The 16,162-nt window shown below is 71.9% G+C and carries 18 protein-coding genes and 1 riboswitch; of the genes, 4 read left to right on the forward strand and 14 right to left on the reverse strand.

The genetic code is table 11. The annotated features are described in order from the left end of the window. Nucleotides 1-11 precede the first annotated feature (11 nt). Nucleotides 12-557 (reverse strand): ABC transporter substrate-binding protein, encoded by a 546-nt coding sequence (locus tag ACFWZH_RS03105; protein WP_384425609.1) that lies wholly within the window; start codon nucleotides 555-557, stop codon nucleotides 12-14. A 415-nt stretch (nucleotides 558-972) separates the two neighbouring features. On the opposite strand from ACFWZH_RS03105, the gene dtd reads away from it, so the two are divergent. After that, nucleotides 973-1,398 carry a D-aminoacyl-tRNA deacylase gene (gene dtd / locus ACFWZH_RS03110; protein ID WP_384424745.1) on the forward strand — a complete coding sequence of 142 codons (426 nt, stop codon included), beginning with the start codon at nucleotides 973-975 and terminating at the stop codon, nucleotides 1,396-1,398. 142 nt (nucleotides 1,399-1,540) lie between these two features. On the opposite strand, the gene ACFWZH_RS03115 is transcribed toward dtd, so the two are convergent. The 6 genes from ACFWZH_RS03115 to ACFWZH_RS03140 form a co-directional block, all read right to left on the reverse strand. Continuing rightward, nucleotides 1,541-2,524 carry a YgfZ/GcvT domain-containing protein gene (locus tag ACFWZH_RS03115; RefSeq protein ID WP_384424747.1) on the reverse strand — a complete coding sequence of 328 codons (984 nt, stop codon included), beginning with the start codon at nucleotides 2,522-2,524 and terminating at the stop codon, nucleotides 1,541-1,543. A gap of 31 nt (nucleotides 2,525-2,555) precedes the next feature. Beyond that, nucleotides 2,556-2,993 (reverse strand): Fur family transcriptional regulator, encoded by a 438-nt coding sequence (locus tag ACFWZH_RS03120; protein WP_384424749.1) that lies wholly within the window; start codon nucleotides 2,991-2,993, stop codon nucleotides 2,556-2,558. Nucleotides 2,994-3,038: 45 nt separating this feature from the next. Beyond that, nucleotides 3,039-4,058, reverse strand: a complete 1,020-nt coding sequence (locus tag ACFWZH_RS03125) for an ABC transporter substrate-binding protein (protein WP_384424751.1) — start codon at nucleotides 4,056-4,058, stop codon at nucleotides 3,039-3,041. A gap of 8 nt (nucleotides 4,059-4,066) precedes the next feature. Then, nucleotides 4,067-4,876 (reverse strand): ABC transporter ATP-binding protein, encoded by an 810-nt coding sequence (locus tag ACFWZH_RS03130; protein ID WP_384424752.1) that lies wholly within the window; start codon nucleotides 4,874-4,876, stop codon nucleotides 4,067-4,069. Next, entirely contained in the window at nucleotides 4,876-5,919 is a 1,044-nt protein-coding gene (locus ACFWZH_RS03135; protein WP_384424754.1) for a FecCD family ABC transporter permease, read from the reverse strand. Before ACFWZH_RS03135 ends, ACFWZH_RS03130 begins: the two co-directional genes overlap by 1 nt. Before the next feature lie 144 nt (nucleotides 5,920-6,063). Then, nucleotides 6,064-6,137: riboswitch (cobalamin riboswitch) on the reverse strand. A 30-nt stretch (nucleotides 6,138-6,167) separates the two neighbouring features. Further along, on the reverse strand, nucleotides 6,168-6,755 hold the full coding sequence (locus ACFWZH_RS03140; RefSeq protein ID WP_384424756.1) for an FABP family protein: 588 nt from the start codon (nucleotides 6,753-6,755) through the stop codon (nucleotides 6,168-6,170). 307 nt (nucleotides 6,756-7,062) lie between these two features. Here ACFWZH_RS03140 and ACFWZH_RS03145 point away from each other — a divergent pair, with 307 nt between their 5' ends. Then, nucleotides 7,063-7,428 carry a DsrE family protein gene (locus ACFWZH_RS03145; RefSeq protein WP_086718474.1) on the forward strand — a complete coding sequence of 122 codons (366 nt, stop codon included), beginning with the start codon at nucleotides 7,063-7,065 and terminating at the stop codon, nucleotides 7,426-7,428. A gap of 101 nt (nucleotides 7,429-7,529) precedes the next feature. On the opposite strand, the gene ACFWZH_RS03150 is transcribed toward ACFWZH_RS03145, so the two are convergent. From ACFWZH_RS03150 to ACFWZH_RS03180, 7 genes are all read right to left on the reverse strand, one after another. Then, entirely contained in the window at nucleotides 7,530-7,817 is a 288-nt protein-coding gene (locus ACFWZH_RS03150; protein ID WP_384424758.1) for a DUF3099 domain-containing protein, read from the reverse strand. Between the two features lie 152 nt (nucleotides 7,818-7,969). Next, entirely contained in the window at nucleotides 7,970-8,257 is a 288-nt protein-coding gene (locus ACFWZH_RS03155; RefSeq protein ID WP_030660503.1) for a DUF1416 domain-containing protein, read from the reverse strand. A 42-nt stretch (nucleotides 8,258-8,299) separates the two neighbouring features. Then, a complete protein-coding gene (locus tag ACFWZH_RS03160; RefSeq protein WP_384424760.1) occupies nucleotides 8,300-9,145 on the reverse strand; it encodes a sulfurtransferase in 846 nt (281 codons plus the stop codon). A gap of 214 nt (nucleotides 9,146-9,359) precedes the next feature. Continuing rightward, nucleotides 9,360-9,467 (reverse strand): Ms5788A family Cys-rich leader peptide, encoded by a 108-nt coding sequence (locus ACFWZH_RS03165; protein WP_384424762.1) that lies wholly within the window; start codon nucleotides 9,465-9,467, stop codon nucleotides 9,360-9,362. Between the two features lie 215 nt (nucleotides 9,468-9,682). Beyond that, nucleotides 9,683-10,378 carry a DUF2993 domain-containing protein gene (locus tag ACFWZH_RS03170; protein ID WP_384424763.1) on the reverse strand — a complete coding sequence of 232 codons (696 nt, stop codon included), beginning with the start codon at nucleotides 10,376-10,378 and terminating at the stop codon, nucleotides 9,683-9,685. Between the two features lie 215 nt (nucleotides 10,379-10,593). Then, nucleotides 10,594-11,772: a hypothetical protein gene (locus ACFWZH_RS03175; protein WP_384424765.1), complete on the reverse strand. Its 1,179-nt coding sequence runs from the start codon at nucleotides 11,770-11,772 to the stop codon at nucleotides 10,594-10,596. 10 nt (nucleotides 11,773-11,782) lie between these two features. Next, nucleotides 11,783-12,028, reverse strand: a complete 246-nt coding sequence (locus ACFWZH_RS03180) for a MoaD/ThiS family protein (protein WP_384425612.1) — start codon at nucleotides 12,026-12,028, stop codon at nucleotides 11,783-11,785. Nucleotides 12,029-12,238: 210 nt separating this feature from the next. On the opposite strand from ACFWZH_RS03180, the gene ACFWZH_RS03185 reads away from it, so the two are divergent. After that, a complete protein-coding gene (locus tag ACFWZH_RS03185) occupies nucleotides 12,239-13,972 on the forward strand; it encodes an ABC transporter ATP-binding protein (RefSeq protein WP_384424767.1) in 1,734 nt (577 codons plus the stop codon). Continuing rightward, a complete protein-coding gene (locus ACFWZH_RS03190; RefSeq protein ID WP_384424768.1) occupies nucleotides 13,969-15,984 on the forward strand; it encodes an ABC transporter ATP-binding protein in 2,016 nt (671 codons plus the stop codon). The genes ACFWZH_RS03185 and ACFWZH_RS03190 overlap by 4 nt, the downstream gene beginning before the upstream one ends. Nucleotides 15,985-16,162: the final 178 nt, after the last annotated feature.

The raw sequence follows: 16,162 nt of genomic DNA on the forward strand, positions 1-16,162 counted from the left end.
TTGTGGCCCGTTCAGGACAGCAGGTCGTCTACTTGTGCTTCGCCTTCACGGTACCTGCGGGCGATTTCCGCGCTGCACTCGTCGGTGGTCCGCTGCAGCGACTGACGGCGCTGCGAGACCTGCCGCTCGTAGCGAATCAGCCGACCCATCGCGTCGTGCAGTTCCTGGTCCGTACGCGCGGTGAGATCGGACAGCTCCACGTCACCGAGCATCTCGTCGGCCAGCCTGCGGTACTCCTCGCTGTGCGGGGTGCCCAGCGTCACATGCCGCGCCGAGGAGCGGTGCCGGGACGGCAGGTCCGTCAGGATCTCCGGCAGCCGGTCGAGCAGGGGTGAGTGCTGCGCGGTACGGCGGGCGATCTCGGCCCGCAGGATGTCGATCCGGCCCTGCAGCAGCCGCCGCAGATAGCTCAGATCGGCCTCCTCCTGCTGCGAGTCACGTCGCACCACCCGCAGCTCGGGCAGCCCCAGGCCGGAGAGATCGGGAATGTCGGCCGGGCGGCAGTGGTCGCGCTGCTGCGGGGGGCGGGGGTGCTGCGCCTGGCCTGCCTGGAGCATGGGGCCGTCCTCGGTGCCGGCGGGCTCGACCCGAGCCGCTGCCGTGGTCGTAGTGGTGGTCGGTGCGGTGGTGGTGGGTGCGGCGGTGGTGCTCGTCGTGGAGGCGGCCGGCGGCGCCGGCGGGACGGGTACCGCAGGTCCGGGGTCTGGTGCGGGGGAGGCCGGTGGTGTCCGTCCGGTCGGTGTCGTACGGGCGGTTGGTACGGGCCCGGGTGTCTGTCCGGCGCCGAGAGTGCTCATGAATCGTTCCGTCCCCTCGTCCGGTGCCGCGTCCAGGGCATGTTGTCCATGAAACGCACCACGTGCACGCATCGTGCCACTCTGGGCGGTCCTTCTGCAGGGCCATGGCACCCGAACGGCCCCTGCAGGGGCACGGCTGTCCGAAGCGCCCCGCCTGCCCGGCATCATGGCGGGTATGCGAGCTGTGGTGCAGAGAGTTGACGGCGCACGCGTCGAGGTGGCGGGCGAGACGGTCGGGGAGATCGTGGGGGAGGGCCTGTGCGTGCTGGTGGGCGTGACCCACGACGACACCCCGCAAAAGGCGGCGCAGCTCGCCCGGAAGCTGTGGTCGGTGCGGATGCTGCAGGGCGAGAAGTCCTGCTCGGACACTTCGGCGCCGCTGCTGGTGATCAGCCAGTTCACTCTCTACGGTGACGCCCGCAAGGGCCGTCGCCCCACCTGGAACGCCGCGGCGCCGGGGCCGGTCGCCGAGCCGCTGGTCGACGAGGTCGTCGCCCAGCTGCGGGCGCTGGGCGCCCAGGTGGAGACCGGCCGCTTCGGCGCGCAGATGAAGGTGTCGCTGACGAACGACGGGCCGTTCACGGTGCTGGTGGAGGTCTAGGGCGTGTCCGATGCCCTGTCCGGTGGGTCAGAGGGCGGACAGGCCCCGGACCCCGGACAGGCCCCGGATAGGCCCTAGGCCCGGGGCTGGGGGCTGGGGGCTGGGGGCTGGGAACGGCCCCCACCCCGCCCGCGGGCGCCCCCTACGGCTCGACCACGACCTCCTGGGCCGCCGCCGTGGTCCCCGCCATCAGTTCGGCGTCCACCGGGACGTTGCGCTTGACCAGGGCCAGGGCGATCGGGCCGAGCTCGTGGTGGCGGGCCGAGGTCGTGATGAAGCCGAGCTGGCGGCCCTCCGGGCCGTCGGCGGCCAGGCGTACGGGGGTGCCGTGCGGCGGCAGATGCACCTCGCTGCCGTCCAGGTGCAAGAAGACCAGCCGGCGCGGCGGCTTGCCCAGGTTGTGGACCCGGGCGACGGTCTCCTGGCCGCGGTAGCAGCCCTTCTGAAGGTGGACGGCGGTGCCGATCCAGCCCAGTTCGTGCGGGATGGTGCGGTGGTCGGTCTCCAGGCCCAGGCGCGGGCGGTGCGCCTCCACCCGCAGCGCCTCCAGCGCCAGCACGCCGACCGCCGGGCCGCCCGCGGCCGCGGCGAAGGACTCCAGGTGCGCGCGCGGCAGGAACAGGTCGCGGCCGTGCGCGGTCTCGCGTACGACGGTGTCCGCGGGGGTCTCGGTGATGGAGCCGGCCGGCAGATGCACCACGGCGATCTCGGCGGTGCGGTCGGCGACCTCGACCCGGTAGAAGAACTTCATGCTCTCCAGGTAGGCGATCAGCGCCTCCTGCCGGCCCGGCTCGGTGTGCAGCCAGGTCGTCCCGCCGTCGTCGACGAGGTACACGGCGTGCTCGATGTGGCCGTGCGCGGAGAGGATCAGCGCCTCGGTGGCCTGACCGGGCGGGAGTTCGCTGACGTGCTGGGTGAGCAGCAGATGCAGCCAGGTCAGCCGTTCGGGGCCGGTGACGGTGACCACCCCGCGGTGCGAGAGGTCCACGAAGCCGGAGCCGTCGGCGAGGGCGCGCTGCTCGCGGAACAGATCGCCGTAGTGCGCGGCGACGCCTTCGTCGGGCGCCTCGGCGGGGACGGCGCCGGGCAGCGACAGCAGAGGGCTGGCGGGTGATTGTCGCAGCATGAGCCCAGCCTACGACCCGCCGGCGGTTGCCTCAGCCGTCGCCCTCCTCGGACGCGGTGCGGCAGTTGGCGCAACGCCCGAAGATCGCGAAATGCTTCATGTCCGTCTCGAAGTCGAACCGTTCGCGCAGCGTCGCGGTGAACGGCTCGGCCACCGACAGATCCGCCTCGATGACGTCCGTGCAGTCCCGGCACACCAGATGGATGTGGTGGTGGCGGTCGGCGAGGTGGTACGTCGGCGCCCCGTGCCCGAGGTGGGCGTGGCTGACCAGGCCGAGCTCCTCAAGGAGCTCCAGCGTCCGGTAGACGGTGGAGATGTTCACCCCGCCCGCCGTCTTGCGCACCTCGGTGAGGATGTCGTCCGGGGTGGCGTGCTCCAGTCTGTCCACAGCTTCGAGCACGAGCTGACGCTGCGGGGTCAGGCGGTAGCCGCGCCTGCGGAGGTCGCTCTGCCAGTCGGTGGTCACCACACCGCCAGTGTAGGAGGCCGGGCGCCGGCGTGTACGCCCGCCGCGTCAGCCGCCCGCCCGTACGCCGCGCAGATAGCGGGCGAGTGCGCTGACGGCGGCCGGGTTGCGGGGGCTTTCGACCAGATCGGCGTAGTCCATGACGTAGATCCGGTCGTTCTTGACGGCCGAGACGTTCGCCAGCGGCGGGTAGGACTTCAAGAACGCCTTCTTCTGCGCGCCGGTGGGGGTGCCGTAGTCGTTGACGACGATGACGTCGGGGTCGCGGGCCACGACGGTCTCCCAGCCCACGGTCGTCCAGGAGTCCTTGAGGTCCTTCATCACATGGTCGCCGCCGGCCTTGGTGATGATGTCGTGCGGGCCGGCGTACCTGCCCGAGGTCAGCGGCTTGTCGTGGCCGCCGTCGTAGAGGAAGACCGAGGGGCGGCGGGAGGGCGCGGGGGCCTTGGCGGCGGCCTCGGCGACCTGCGCGCGGTACTTCTTCACCAGGGCGGCGGCCCGGTCCTCGACGTGGAAGATCTTCCCGAGGTTCTCCAGGTCGGCGTAGAGCGCCTCCAGGGGCGGCATCACACCGCGGGAGCCGCCGGAGGTGCCGTTGCGGCAGGACTCGGTGAGCACGTAGCTGCCGATGCCGAGCTTCTTCAACGACGCCGGGGTGAGGTTGTTGTCCTCGCCGAAGCCGTAGTTCCAGCCCGCGAAGACCAGGTCGGCGCGGGCGTCGAGCGCGATCTCCTTGGTGATGGCCTTCTTGGAGAGCCAGGGGACCTTGCCGTAGGCGTCCTTCCAGGCCACCGCGTCGATCCTGCCCCGGTAGGCGGGCATGACGTAACCGGCCATGTGGTCCTCAAGGCCGAGCGCGAACATGATGTCGGCGATCCCGACGTCGTTGGTGACCACGCGCCGGGGCGCCTGGCGGTAGGTCGTGGGCACACCGCAGTTCTCGACGGTGACCGGATAGTGGCCGTCGGCGGCCCGGCCGGCGGCGCGGTCCGGGGCGACCTGGGCCCCGCAGCCGGTCAGGGCGAGGGCGAGGACGGCGAGCAGGGCGGCGGTGCGGTGGATGCGCATGGTGGTCCTCACGGGGCGGTCGGGGCGATGCGGTCGAAGAGCAGCTGCACGGCGCCGGATCCGGGGTGCGTGACGCGGTGCGCGCGGACGTGGAAGACCTCGGCGAGCAGGTCCTCGGTCAGCACGTCGTGCGGGGCGCCGGAGGCGACGATGCGGCCGCCGGCGACGACGTACAGCTCGTCGCAGTGGACGGCGGCCAGATTGAGGTCGTGCAGGGCGGCGAGCACGGTCGGGCCGCCCTGCGACCCGTCCCCGGGGCGCCCCCAGTCCCGTACCAGCGCGAGCACCTCCAACTGCTGTGCGATGTCGAGGTGGTTGGTGGGCTCGTCGAGCACCAGCACCCTCGGCTGCTGGGCCAGCGCGCGGGCGATCAGCACCCGCTGCTTCTCGCCGCCGGACAGGCTCGCGAAGCCGCGGTCGGCCAGATGGCCGGTGCCGGTCCGCGACAGCGCCGCCGCGCAGATCTCCCGGTCGGCGGTGCCGGGGCGCCCGGAGCCGCCGCGCTGGTGCGGCAGCCGCCCCATCGCGACGACCTCGGCGGCGGTGAAGTCGAAGTCGGTGGCGGTCTCTTGGGGCAGCACGGCCAGCCGCCGGGCCCGCTCGCGGGCGGTCATGGCGGCCAGCTCGGCGCCGTCCAGCCGTACGGTGCCGGCGGTCGGGCGCAGCGCGCGGTAGACGCAGCGCAGCAGGGTCGACTTGCCGCTGCCGTTGGGGCCGACCAGCCCGACGAACCGGCCGCTGCCCGCGCGCAGGGTGACCTCGCGCAGCAGGCGCACGCCCGCCACGTCCACCGACACGTCCTCGACGTCGACCCGCATCAGGCACCGCCCGAGAAGCTGTAGCCGCGCCGCCGCATCAGTACGACGAAGCAGGGCACGCCGATGACGGCGGTGATCACCCCGACCGGCAGCTCGACGGGCGCCAGCAGCACACGGGACAGGGCGTCCACCCACACCAGCAGCACCGCGCCGAGCAGCGGTGCGACGGCCAGCACCCGGCGGTGGTCGGCACCGACCAGCATCCGGGCCGCATGCGGCACCATCAGCCCGACGAAGCCGATCGCGCCGCTGACCGCGACCACCGCGCCGGTGACGGCGGCCGAGATCACGAACAGCTCGCGGCGCATCCGCCCGGCGTCCACGCCCAGGGCGGCGGCGGTCTCGTCGCCCATGGCCAGCGCGTTCAGCCGGCCCGCGGTCAGCAGCAGACGGGCCAGCGCGGCGGCCACCGCGACCGCGGCGATCGGCAGCGAGCCCCAGCCGGCCCCGCTCAGGCTCCCCAGCAGCCACATCATCGCCGAGCGGGCCGCCTCGCCGCGGTCGGCGGTGAAGACCATCAAGGTGGTCAGGGCGGAGAAGCCGTAGTACATCGCGGTGCCGGTCAGCACCAGCCGCAGCGGGGTGAGCCCGTGGGCGGTGCGGGCGGCCGCGTACACCAGGGCCATGGCCAGCAGCGCGGAGGCGAACGCCGACACCGACAGCGCCCACACGCCCAGTGCGCCCAGCGCCCCGAAGAGCAGGACGGCGTTGGCGCCGACGGCCGCGCCGGAGGATATGCCGAGGACGAAGGGGTCGGCGAGGGCGTTGCGGACCAGCGCCTGGACGGCGACGCCGATGGCGGCCAGCCCGGCGCCGACGACCGCGGCCAGCACCGTCCGGGGGAGGCGCAGCTCCCACACGATGGTGTACGCGGCGACCTCGTCGGGTGCGATGGTGCCGCCGGTCAGCCCGGCACCGAGGTAGCGCAGCACCTGCGCCCAGCTCACCCCGGCGGCGCCGAGGCCGACGCCGCACAGCAGGGAGCCGAGGAGGACGGCGCACAGCGCGGCCACCAGGGGGGTCGTTCGGGCGGGGGGTGCCAAGGGGGCCTGCGCCTTCGGCTCGGGCCGCGGGCGCTGGAAAGGAGCGGCGGCCCGGGCGCCCCGGCTCGCACCGGGAGGCGCCCGAAGGCAACGGCGGCGTCCCCTCGCAGTCCACGGCGAGTTGTGAGGATCGGGCGCCGCCGCGGGCGATCGGGCTTGCGGAAGGGGGCTTCCGCTTACCGTTGCGGGTCAGCGCCGGACTCTCACCGGACTTCCCCCGCGGGGCGCGTCACACTGAAGAGGGCCGGTCAGCCCTGGTACGGGGTGCCGTCCGGGTTGAAGAAGGCGACCCCGTCCGGCATGTCGTCGGGCAGGCTCTCGGCCCACTCCTTCAGGCCGGCGACCTTCTTCAGGTGCGCCGACATGTACGGGCGCAGCGGCACGTCCGGGGTGGACTTCTCGCCGACCCACATCAGGTCGCCCTTGACGTAGCCGTAGAGCCGCTTGCCACCGCTGTACGGGCCGGAGGCGGCGGTGCGGGCGACGGCGTCGGTGGCCAGGTCGATCTGCGGCTTCTTGTCGGCCAGCTCGCCGTACCAGACCTCCACCACGCCCTGGTCGCGGATCATGACGATCTCGACCTTGCGGTCCGCGTCGACGCGCCAGTAGCCGCTCTCGGTCTCCAGCGGGCGGACCTTGTTGCCCTCGCTGTCGAGCACCCAGCTGTGCGAGGTGTATTCGAGGAAGTCACGGCCGTCGTGGGCGAAGATGACCTCCTGCCCGAAGTTGCACTTCTCGGTGCCCGGGAAGTCCGCGACGCCGGCACCCTCCCAGCGGCCGAGGAGGAAGGCGAGCGGCACCAGGGCCGGGTTCAGGTCGGACGGGATCTCGATCATGACAGCTCAGGCGATCTTTAGAGGGGGCAGTCGGCAGGGGTGCGCGAAGCGCTCTGGCGAAGGTCGGTGCTGGGCGGCGCGCAGGCCGGTCAGCGCTGGCCCTGATACAGCTTCTTCCAGGTCAGACCGGCGAACGCGATCACGCCGACGCCGACCAGAACCAGCAGGGTGGTGAAGAATGCCTCAAGCACGAGCGCGCTCCTTGGACGGAGTGACGGTGTAACGGACCGCCTGCGAGTCTAGTCGGCGCGGGTGACGGCGGCGCTGTGAGGTCCACCGCGCCGGTGTCCGCTCTACTCTTGACCCTATGGCGAAGAAGCTCGTGATCAAGGTGACGGCGGGCGCGGACGCGCCCGAGCGGTGCTCGCAGGCGTTCACGGTGGCGGCGGTGGCGGTGGCCAGCGGCGTGGAGGTGTCGCTGTGGCTGACCGGCGAGTCGGTGTGGTTCGCGCTGCCGGGCCGGGCGGCCGAGTTCGAGCTGCCGCACGCCGCGCCGCTGCCGGAGCTGATCGACGGGATCCGCGCGGGCGGCGGGGCGATCACGGTGTGCACCCAGTGCGCCGCCCGGCGGGACATCGAGCAGAAGGACCTGATCGAGGGAGCGGGCATCGCCGGCTCCCAGCTCTTCGTCAGCGAGATCATGCCGGATGACGTGCAGGCGCTGGTGTACTGACGGTGGTCTCGACGGACGCGCACCGGGCGCTGGTGTACTGACCGCGGTTCCGACGGACGCGCACCGGGTGCTGGTGTACTGAGCGGGCCCTGCCGGGCGGTCTACCGCGGATGCTTGTCGTCGCCCCGGTCGTCCAGCTCGCGCCACCAGCGGTCGGACTCGGGGTCGCCCGACTCGTCCCACCAGCGCTCGCCGGGCTCCCGCCGGTTGCCGATGATCGCCGCGATCGGGGGGATGACCATGGCGACCAGGCACATGCCCACCGCGGCCGGCACCGACCACAGCCGCACCACGCCCCAGGCCAGGACGAACAGCACCAGGCACACGCCCATCAGCACGAAGTAGCGGCGGTGGCGGCGCTCGGCGGGCGACCGGCGGCGGCTGTCCATAGCTCCACGGTAAGTCCGCGGCGAGACGGAAAGAAGCCGCCGCGAAGGCCCGTTCCGCCCCCCGGACACGCCGAAGGGCCGCACCCCCGCAAAGGCGTCCAAACCTCTGGGGTGCGGCCCTCCGGCCGTACGAAGGCGCCCGAAGGCCGCCGTCAGACGGCGATGGCGACCTCCGCCAGGCCGCCCTTCTGGGCGACGACGGTGCGGTCCGCGGTGCCGCCCGGGACCAGGGCGCGCAGCGTCCAGGTGCCCTCCGCCGCGTAGAAGCGGAACTGTCCGGTCGCGGAGGTCGGAACCTCGGCGGTGAACTCTCCGGTGCTGTCCAGGAGTCGGACGTAACCGGTGACGGGCTGGCCGTCGCGGGTCACGCTGCCCTGGATCGTGGTCTCACCGGGCTTGATGGTCGAGGCGTCCGGGCCGCCGGCCTGTGCTCCACACATAGCGGTACTTCCTTGAGGGGTTCGGGGGAGAAGCTGTCTTGCTTACTTGTTGGCGCCGAGCTCGATCGGGACGCCGACCAGGGAGCCGTACTCGGTCCAGGAGCCGTCGTAGTTCTTGACGTTGGTCTGGCCGAGCAGCTCGTGCAGCACGAACCAGGTCAGCGCGGAGCGCTCACCGATCCTGCAGTAGGCGATGGTGTCCTTGGCGAGGTCGACGGACTCCTCCTCGTAGAGGGCCTTGAGCTCGTCGTCCGACTTGAAGGTGCCGTCGTCGTTGGCGTTCTTCGACCACGGGATGTTGCGGGCGCTGGGCACGTGGCCGGGGCGCTGCGACTGCTCCTGCGGGAGGTGCGCGGGGGCGAGCAGCTTGCCGCTGAACTCGTCGGGGGACCGCACGTCGACCAGGTTGAGGTTGTCGATCGCGGCGACGACGTCGTCACGGAAGGCACGGATGGAGGTGTCCTGGGCCTTGGCCTTGTACTCGGTCGCCGGGCGCTGGGGCACCTGCGCGCCGTCGACCAGGTCGCGCGAGTCCAGCTCCCACTTCTTGCGGCCGCCGTCGAGCAGCTTGACGCTGTCGTGGCCGTAGAGCTTGAAGTACCAGTACGCGTAGGAGGCGAACCAGTTGTTGTTGCCGCCGTAGAGGACGACGGTGTCGTCGTTGGCGATGCCCTTGGCGGACAGCAGCTGCTCGAAGCCCGCCTGGTCGACGAAGTCGCGGCGCACCGGGTCCTGGAGGTCCTTCTTCCAGTCGATGCGGACCGCGTTCTTGATGTGGTTCTTGTCGTAGGCCGAGGTGTCCTCGTCGACCTCGACGATCACGACCTTCGGGTCCTCGAGGTGGGCCTCGACCCAGTCGGCGTCTACGAGGACGTCGCTACGGCTCATGTTCTTCTCCTCCGGGGCAGTTGCGGGGGGCGGTTGCAGACTTGCACGCGGGTACGCCGGTTATGCGCCGATCTCGTGCGGACGGCCCGATTCATTCGAACGGGGGCCAAAGTGGCGCTGAGTGGGGACTCGCGGGGGGTGCGGCCTTGAAGGCCGACCGGGCGCGGGGCTCCCTCCGCTGCTCCGACAGCTCGGGGGAGGGTGCTCAAGCCCGTCAGGCAGGGCGACAGAGCATGGCGGCGACGCGACACAGGTCTACTGCCCGCCGCTTCGTGAGTACCGCCTGTCCCCGATGCCGGAGAGGGCTCCATGCGCTCTGCATGGCACCGATCGTAGGGACGCGGAGCCGGGCATGTCACCGGTGTGTCAAATGCCGAGACGCGATTGTCCGTGATGTGGGATGAGAGGTGGTGCGGGGCGGGCGCGGGCGCCGGGCCGGGGCCCGCGCGCCGGTGGGGGGTCTGGCGTACGGACCGGGGTGTCTCAGGAAGTGGACGGCGCGGCGGGCCGGTGGGGCGGACCGCCGCCTTTCGCGCGTCAGCCGGGGAGCTTGACGTTCTTGCCGGAGACCGACAGGGAGATGCCCTCCGGCTTCGTCACGACCTCGTCCAGCTTGAGGTTGCCGGGCAGCCGGTTCAGCGTCCACACGTGGTCGGTCTGGGTGCGCACCTTGGACTGGCAGGTCGGGATGGCCTTGCACATCGCCGGGATCTCGTCGGCGCGCAGCCTGACGGTGTTGCCGGAGACGGCCAGCGAGCCGGTCACCTCGACGGAGCTGAGGAGCGGCAGGTTCGGCGAGATCTTGACCCGGGGGCCGTTCTTCTCCCCGGCGTAGCTGATCTTGATGCCGCCGCCGGCCGCTTTGGTCAGGTCCGCGTAGGAGATCGTGGCGCTGCCGGTGGCCGAGGCGGCGCTCTCGATGGAGGAGTAGTCGCTGGTCAGCCTGACGTCGTGGAACTGCGCGCGCAGCTTGTCCACGCGCAGCGTGCGCCCGTCGGCGCTGGCCGACATGCCCCCGAGGTCGGCGTCCACCTCGGTCAGATTGCGGCCGAGGACCTGGGTCAGGAACGGGAAGCCCTTGATGGAGACCTCCGGGGTCCGGTCGAGGCCCTGGCTGCCGCGGATCTTCTCCGCGGCCATGTCCTCGGCGAGGTTGACCGCCAGCCGGTCGCCGGCGACGAACAGCCCGCCGAATATGACGAGGATGATCAACAGCACGCGAAGTGCACGCATCGAACCACTTCCCCCACACCTGGGCCGGTACCCGGCCGGATCGTCCGTGCAGGCCCCCTGCCTGCGTTCCGGACAGACCCTAGATGACGTGGTCGAGGGAGCGGGAGCGGCGGCCGCCGCAAGGCGCAACAAGCGCCGCGATACGGCCGGCGGCGGCCGTCGGGAGGTAGGGCCTCCCAGCGGCCGCCGCAGCGGACGGAACCCGGGCAGTGGCCCTACTGGCCCAGCGCCCGGCCCAGCACGTACACCGCGGGCGCGGCCAGGGCCAGCGGCAGCGCGACGCCGGCCGTCATGTGCACGAAGCGCGACGGGTAGTCGTAGCTGGCCACCCGCAGGCCGATCAGGGCGCAGCCGCCGGCCGCCAGGCCCAGCAGCGCGCCGGACGCCCCCAGGCCGGTCAGCTGGCCGGCGCCGATGCCGGCGCCCGCGGCGGCCACCAGGGCGACGCCGATCGAGACGGCGGACGGCAGCGGCAGCGCCCGGGCGAGCGTGGCCACCGCGACCGCGGCGGCGCCGACGGTCACCGCGTGCCCGCTCGCCGCGAGCTGCCCGGCGGCGAGCACCGCCAGCGCGGTCGAGGTCAGTCCGGCGGTCAGCGCGTACATCCGCTCGTCGGCGCTGCTGCGGTTGCGCAGTTGCAGGATGAGGACGAGCAGGCACCACACGCCGAGCGTGCCGATGCCGACCAGCGGCGCGCTCTCGCGGTCGGTGGCGAGCAGGGCGGCGTCGGTGGTCAGTCCGGCCAGGAACGCCAGCGCGATGCCCTGGCGGGCCGGCCACATGCCGTTCAGCCGGAACCAGCCGGCGGCGGTGACCGCCTGCAGCAGCGCCACCGGCACGGCGAGCGCCGGGCGGCCCAGCGGCGCGGTCAGCGCGAGCAGGGCCGCGAGCACGGCGGTCAGCGCGGCCGGCTGGATGCCGGGCGGGATGATCGGTGAGCGGCCCTCGGCGCGGGCGCGCTGGTTGGGCGCGAGGTGCGCGGTGCCGACCGGCGCGGTGGCGGCCGGCGCGGTGGCGGCCGGCGCGGGGGCCGGCGCGGGCCGGGCCGGCGGGTGCTGGTGGGCGTGCGGCTCCCCGGCCGGCGGGGCGCTCTGGTGCTGGGCGGGCAGCTGGCCGTAGTGCTGCGGGGGCGGTGCGGGCTGCTGCTGCGGCTGCTGCTGCCCGTACGCCTCGTAGCCGTAAGGGCCGCGCCCGTACGCATCGTGCCGGGGCTGTTGTTGCTGTTGCTGCCCGTAGGCGTCGTAGGCCTGCTGCCCGTACGGGTCGCCGTACGCCGCCGGTGCGTCGTGGGGCGGGTGCCCGGAGTGCCGGGCCTGCTGGGCGTACGGATCCGGCTGCGCGTACGGGTCGTGCGACGGGTACGGCTGGTGGTCCTGCGGCTGGTGGTCGTTCATGGTCTCCTGCTCACCCTCCCGCGAACGGCGGCAGCACCTCGACCGTGCCGCCCTCGGCCAGCGGCACCGCCGCATGGTCGCGGGTGCCGACCGGATCGCCGTCCACCAGGAACGAGCAGCGCATCAGGACGCGGGCGAACTCGGGGTCGTGGGAGTGCGCCGCGCGTGCCGCGTCGAGCGCCTCGGCGAGCGTCGCCGCCGTATACGGCTCCTCAGCCGTGCCGGCGGCGGCCTTCGCCGCGGCCCAGTAGCGCACGGTGCCAGTTGTTGTCACGGCGGCCTCTTCGTCGTGTCGGTCGGGGGCCGCCCGCCTTGCGGGCCGCCCCGTCGTCTGCCGCCTCCATGATGGCGCACGCGGCGGCCGGTGCTGTTCCGGGCACGTCCCGGCAGCGGCCCGCCCGGCGCCTCGCCGGCGGGCTGAGGGAAATTCGATTGCCGAGGGCAAGTGTTCACATAGGCTCCCTATGTGTTGGTCCGACTCGCGCGGGCGCATCTGCGGCCCCACAAGCGTTCGATATCCCTGATCGTGCTCCTGCAGCTGATCCAGACCCTGGCGACCCTCTATCTGCCCACCCTCAACGCCGACATCATCGACAACGGTGTCGTGAAGGGGGACGCGGGCTACATCCTCCGCATCGGCGGCTTCATGACCGCCGTGACCCTGCTGCAGATCGTCTGCGCGATCGCCGCCGTCTACTTCGGCGCCCGTACGGCCATGGCGCTCGGCCGGGACATCCGCCTCGCGGTCTTCGACCGGGTGCAGTCCTTCTCCGCCCGGGAGGTCGGGACGTTCGGCGCCCCGTCGCTGATCACCCGCACCACCAACGACGTCCAGCAGGTCCAGATGCTGGTGCTGATGACGTTCACGATGATGGTCTCGGCGCCGATCATGTGCGTCGGCGGCGTCGTCATGGCGCTCAACCAGGACGTTCCGCTGTCCGCCCTGCTGCTGGTCATCGTCCCGGCCCTCGGGATCCTCGTCTCACTGATCGTGCGCCGGATGCGCCCGCTCTTCCGCGGGGTGCAGGAGCGCATCGACACCGTCAACCGCGTGCTGCGCGAGCAGATCGCCGGTATCCGCGTCATCCGCGCCTTCGTCCGCGACGGGCACGAGCGCGAGCGGTTCGCCGGGGCCAACACCGACCTGTACGACGTGTCGATGCGGGCCGGCCGGCTGATGTCGATGATGTTCCCGCTGGTCATGCTGATCATGAACCTCTCCAGCGTGGCGGTCGTCTGGTTCGGCGGACTGCGCATCGACAGCGGCGACATGCAGATCGGCGCGATGACCGCGTTCCTCAGCTACCTGATGTACATCCTGATGTCGATCATGATGGCGACGTTCATGGTGATGATGCTGCCGCGCGCGGAGGTCTGCGCCGAGCGCATCCAGGAGGTGCTGGCCACCGACTCCAGCGTCGTGCCGCCCGCCCACCCCGTCACCGAGCTGCGCCGGCACGGCGAACTGGAGCTTTGCGACGTCGAGTTCCGCTTCCCGGGCGCCGAGCAGCCGGTCCTCAAGAACATCTCGCTGACCGCCCGCCCCGGTGAGACCACCGCCGTCATCGGCTCGACCGGCAGCGGCAAGTCCACCCTCCTCGGGCTCGTCCCCCGCCTCTTCGACGCCACCGGCGGCACGGTCCTGGTGGACGGCGTGGACGTGCGCACCCTCGACCCGGAGACCCTCGCCAAGACCATCGGCCTGGTCCCGCAGAAGCCCTACCTCTTCTCCGGGACGGTCGCCTCCAACCTGCGCTACGGCAATCCCGACGCCACCGACGACGAGCTGTGGCACGCCCTGGAGACCGCCCAGGCACGGGACTTCGTCGAGCGGATGGAGGGCGGCCTGGACGCCCCCGTCGCACAGGGCGGCTCCAACGTCTCCGGCGGCCAGCGCCAGCGCCTGGCCATCGCCCGCGCCCTGGTGCGCCGCCCGGAGATCTACCTCTTCGACGACTCCTTCTCCGCCCTGGACTACGCGACGGACGCCGCGCTGCGGGCGGCGCTCGCCCGCGAGACCGACCGGGCGACGGTGGTGATCGTCGCCCAGCGGGTCTCCACGATCCGCGGCGCCGACCGGATCGTCGTCCTGGACGAGGGCCGCGTCGTGGGCACCGGCACCCACACCGAGCTGATGGCCGACAACGAGACCTACCGGGAGATCGTGCTCTCCCAGCTCACCGAGCAGGAGGCGGCGTGACCACCGCGGACAAGGCGGACCAGGGGGCGACGGCCCCCGCGGCCGCCGAGGAGGCCCCTTCGAAGGCTCCGGCCCGGGGCCCGGCCCCGGCGGCCGGCCCGGCGCGCATGATGGGCGGCCAGCCCACCGAGAAGTCCATGGACTTCAAGGGCTCCGGCAAGCGGCTGCTCGCCCAGATGCGGCCCGACCGCGCCGCGATGTCCGTCGCGCTGCTGCTCGGCGTGCTGAGCGTGGCGCTGACCGTCGTCGGCCCCAAGGTCCTGGGGCACGCCACCGACCTGATCGTCTCCGGCGTCATCGGCCGCCGGCTGCCCGACGGGCTCACCAAGGCCGAGGCCGCGGCCCGGCTGCGCGCCGACGGGCAGGGCGGGCTGGCCGACATGCTCACCACGATGCCGGTCGTCCCCGGCCACGGCATCGACTTCGGCGCGGTCGGCCAGGTCCTGCTCTGGGTCACCGTGATCTACGCCGCGGCGTCGCTGTGCGGTTTCGTCCAGGCCCGGATCGCCACCAAGGTCGTCCAGCGCACCGTCTTCCGGATGCGTGAGCAGGTCGAGGAGAAGCTCGCCCGGCTGCCGCTGAGCTACTTCGACAAGCAGCAGCGCGGTGAGGTGCTCTCCCGCGCCACCAACGACATCGACAACATCCAGCAGACCCTGCAGCAGACCCTCAGTCAGATCGTGGCCTCGCTGCTGACCATCCTCGGCGTGCTCGCCATGATGTTCTGGATCTCCTGGCTGCTGGCCCTGGTCGCCCTGATCACGGTCCCGGTCTCGGTCGTCGTCGCCACCAAGGTCGGCAAGCGCGCCCAGCCGCAGTTCGTCCAGCAGTGGAAGACCACCGGCAAGCTCAACGCGCACGTCGAGGAGATGTACACCGGCCACAGCCTGGTGAAGGTCTTCGGCCGCCAGAAGGAGTCCGCCGCACTCTTCCGCGAGCAGAACGAGGCGCTCTACTCGGCCGGCTTCAGGGCCCAGTTCATCTCCGGCGTCATCCAGCCCGCGATGATGTTCATCGGCAACCTCAACTATGTCCTGGTGGCCGTCGTCGGCGGTCTGCGGGTGGCGTCCGGATCCCTGTCCATCGGCGACGTCCAGGCCTTCATCCAGTACTCCCGCCAGTTCAGCCAGCCGCTGACCCAGGTCGCCTCGATGGCCAACCTCGTCCAGTCCGGCGTCGCCTCCGCCGAGCGGGTCTTCGAGCTGCTCGACGCCGTGGAGCAGGAGCCGGACGCGGCCGAACCGGCCCGGCCCGAACACGTCGCGGGCCGCGTCGAGTTCGAGGACGTGTCCTTCTCGTACACCGCGGACAAGCCGCTGATCGAGAACCTGTCGCTGTCCGTCCGCCCCGGCCAGACGGTCGCCATCGTCGGCCCGACCGGCGCGGGCAAGACCACCCTGGTCAACCTCCTGATGCGGTTCTACGAGGTCGGCGGCGGCCGGATCACCCTCGACGGGGCCGACATCGCGGACATGTCCCGCGAGGACCTGCGCGGCCACATCGGCATGGTGCTGCAGGACACCTGGCTCTTCGGCGGCACGATCGCGGAGAACATCGCCTACGGCGCCCCCGCCGGCACCTCCATGGACAAGATCGTCGCCGCCGCGAAGGCCACCCACGTGGACCGCTTCGTGCGCACCCTCCCCGACGGCTACGACACCGTCATCGACGAGGAGGGCGGCAACGTCTCGGTGGGCGAGAAGCAGCTGATCACCATCGCCCGCGCCTTCCTCGCCGAACCCGCGATCCTCGTCCTGGACGAGGCCACCAGCTCGGTCGACACCCGCACCGAGGTCCTCATCCAGCACGCCATGGCCCAACTCCGCGCCGGCCGCACCAGCTTCGTCATCGCCCACCGCCTGTCCACCATCCGCGACGCCGACACCATCCTCGTCATGGAGCAGGGCAGCATCGTCGAACAGGGCTCGCACGAGGCGCTGCTGGCGGCCAACGGCGCCTACGCGCGGCTGTACGCGGCGCAGTTCGCGGAGGCGGTGGCCGAGACGGGGTGAGGCCGTCTCGCCCGTGGTGCGCCCGTGACCTGCGGGTAAACCCAACTCCCCCTGGACGTTGTGGATTTGTGTGTAGGTCATACGGGCGCACCGCTATGGTGTGACCAACACGTCACGCACGGCGACGTTGTGACGCATGGGGTTCGGGAATGATCCTGGATGCCGTCGCCCGGGAGGA

This window comes from Streptomyces sp. NPDC059008 (assembly GCF_042749045.1).
In the GTDB taxonomy this organism is placed as follows: Bacteria; Actinomycetota; Actinomycetes; order Streptomycetales; family Streptomycetaceae; genus Streptomyces.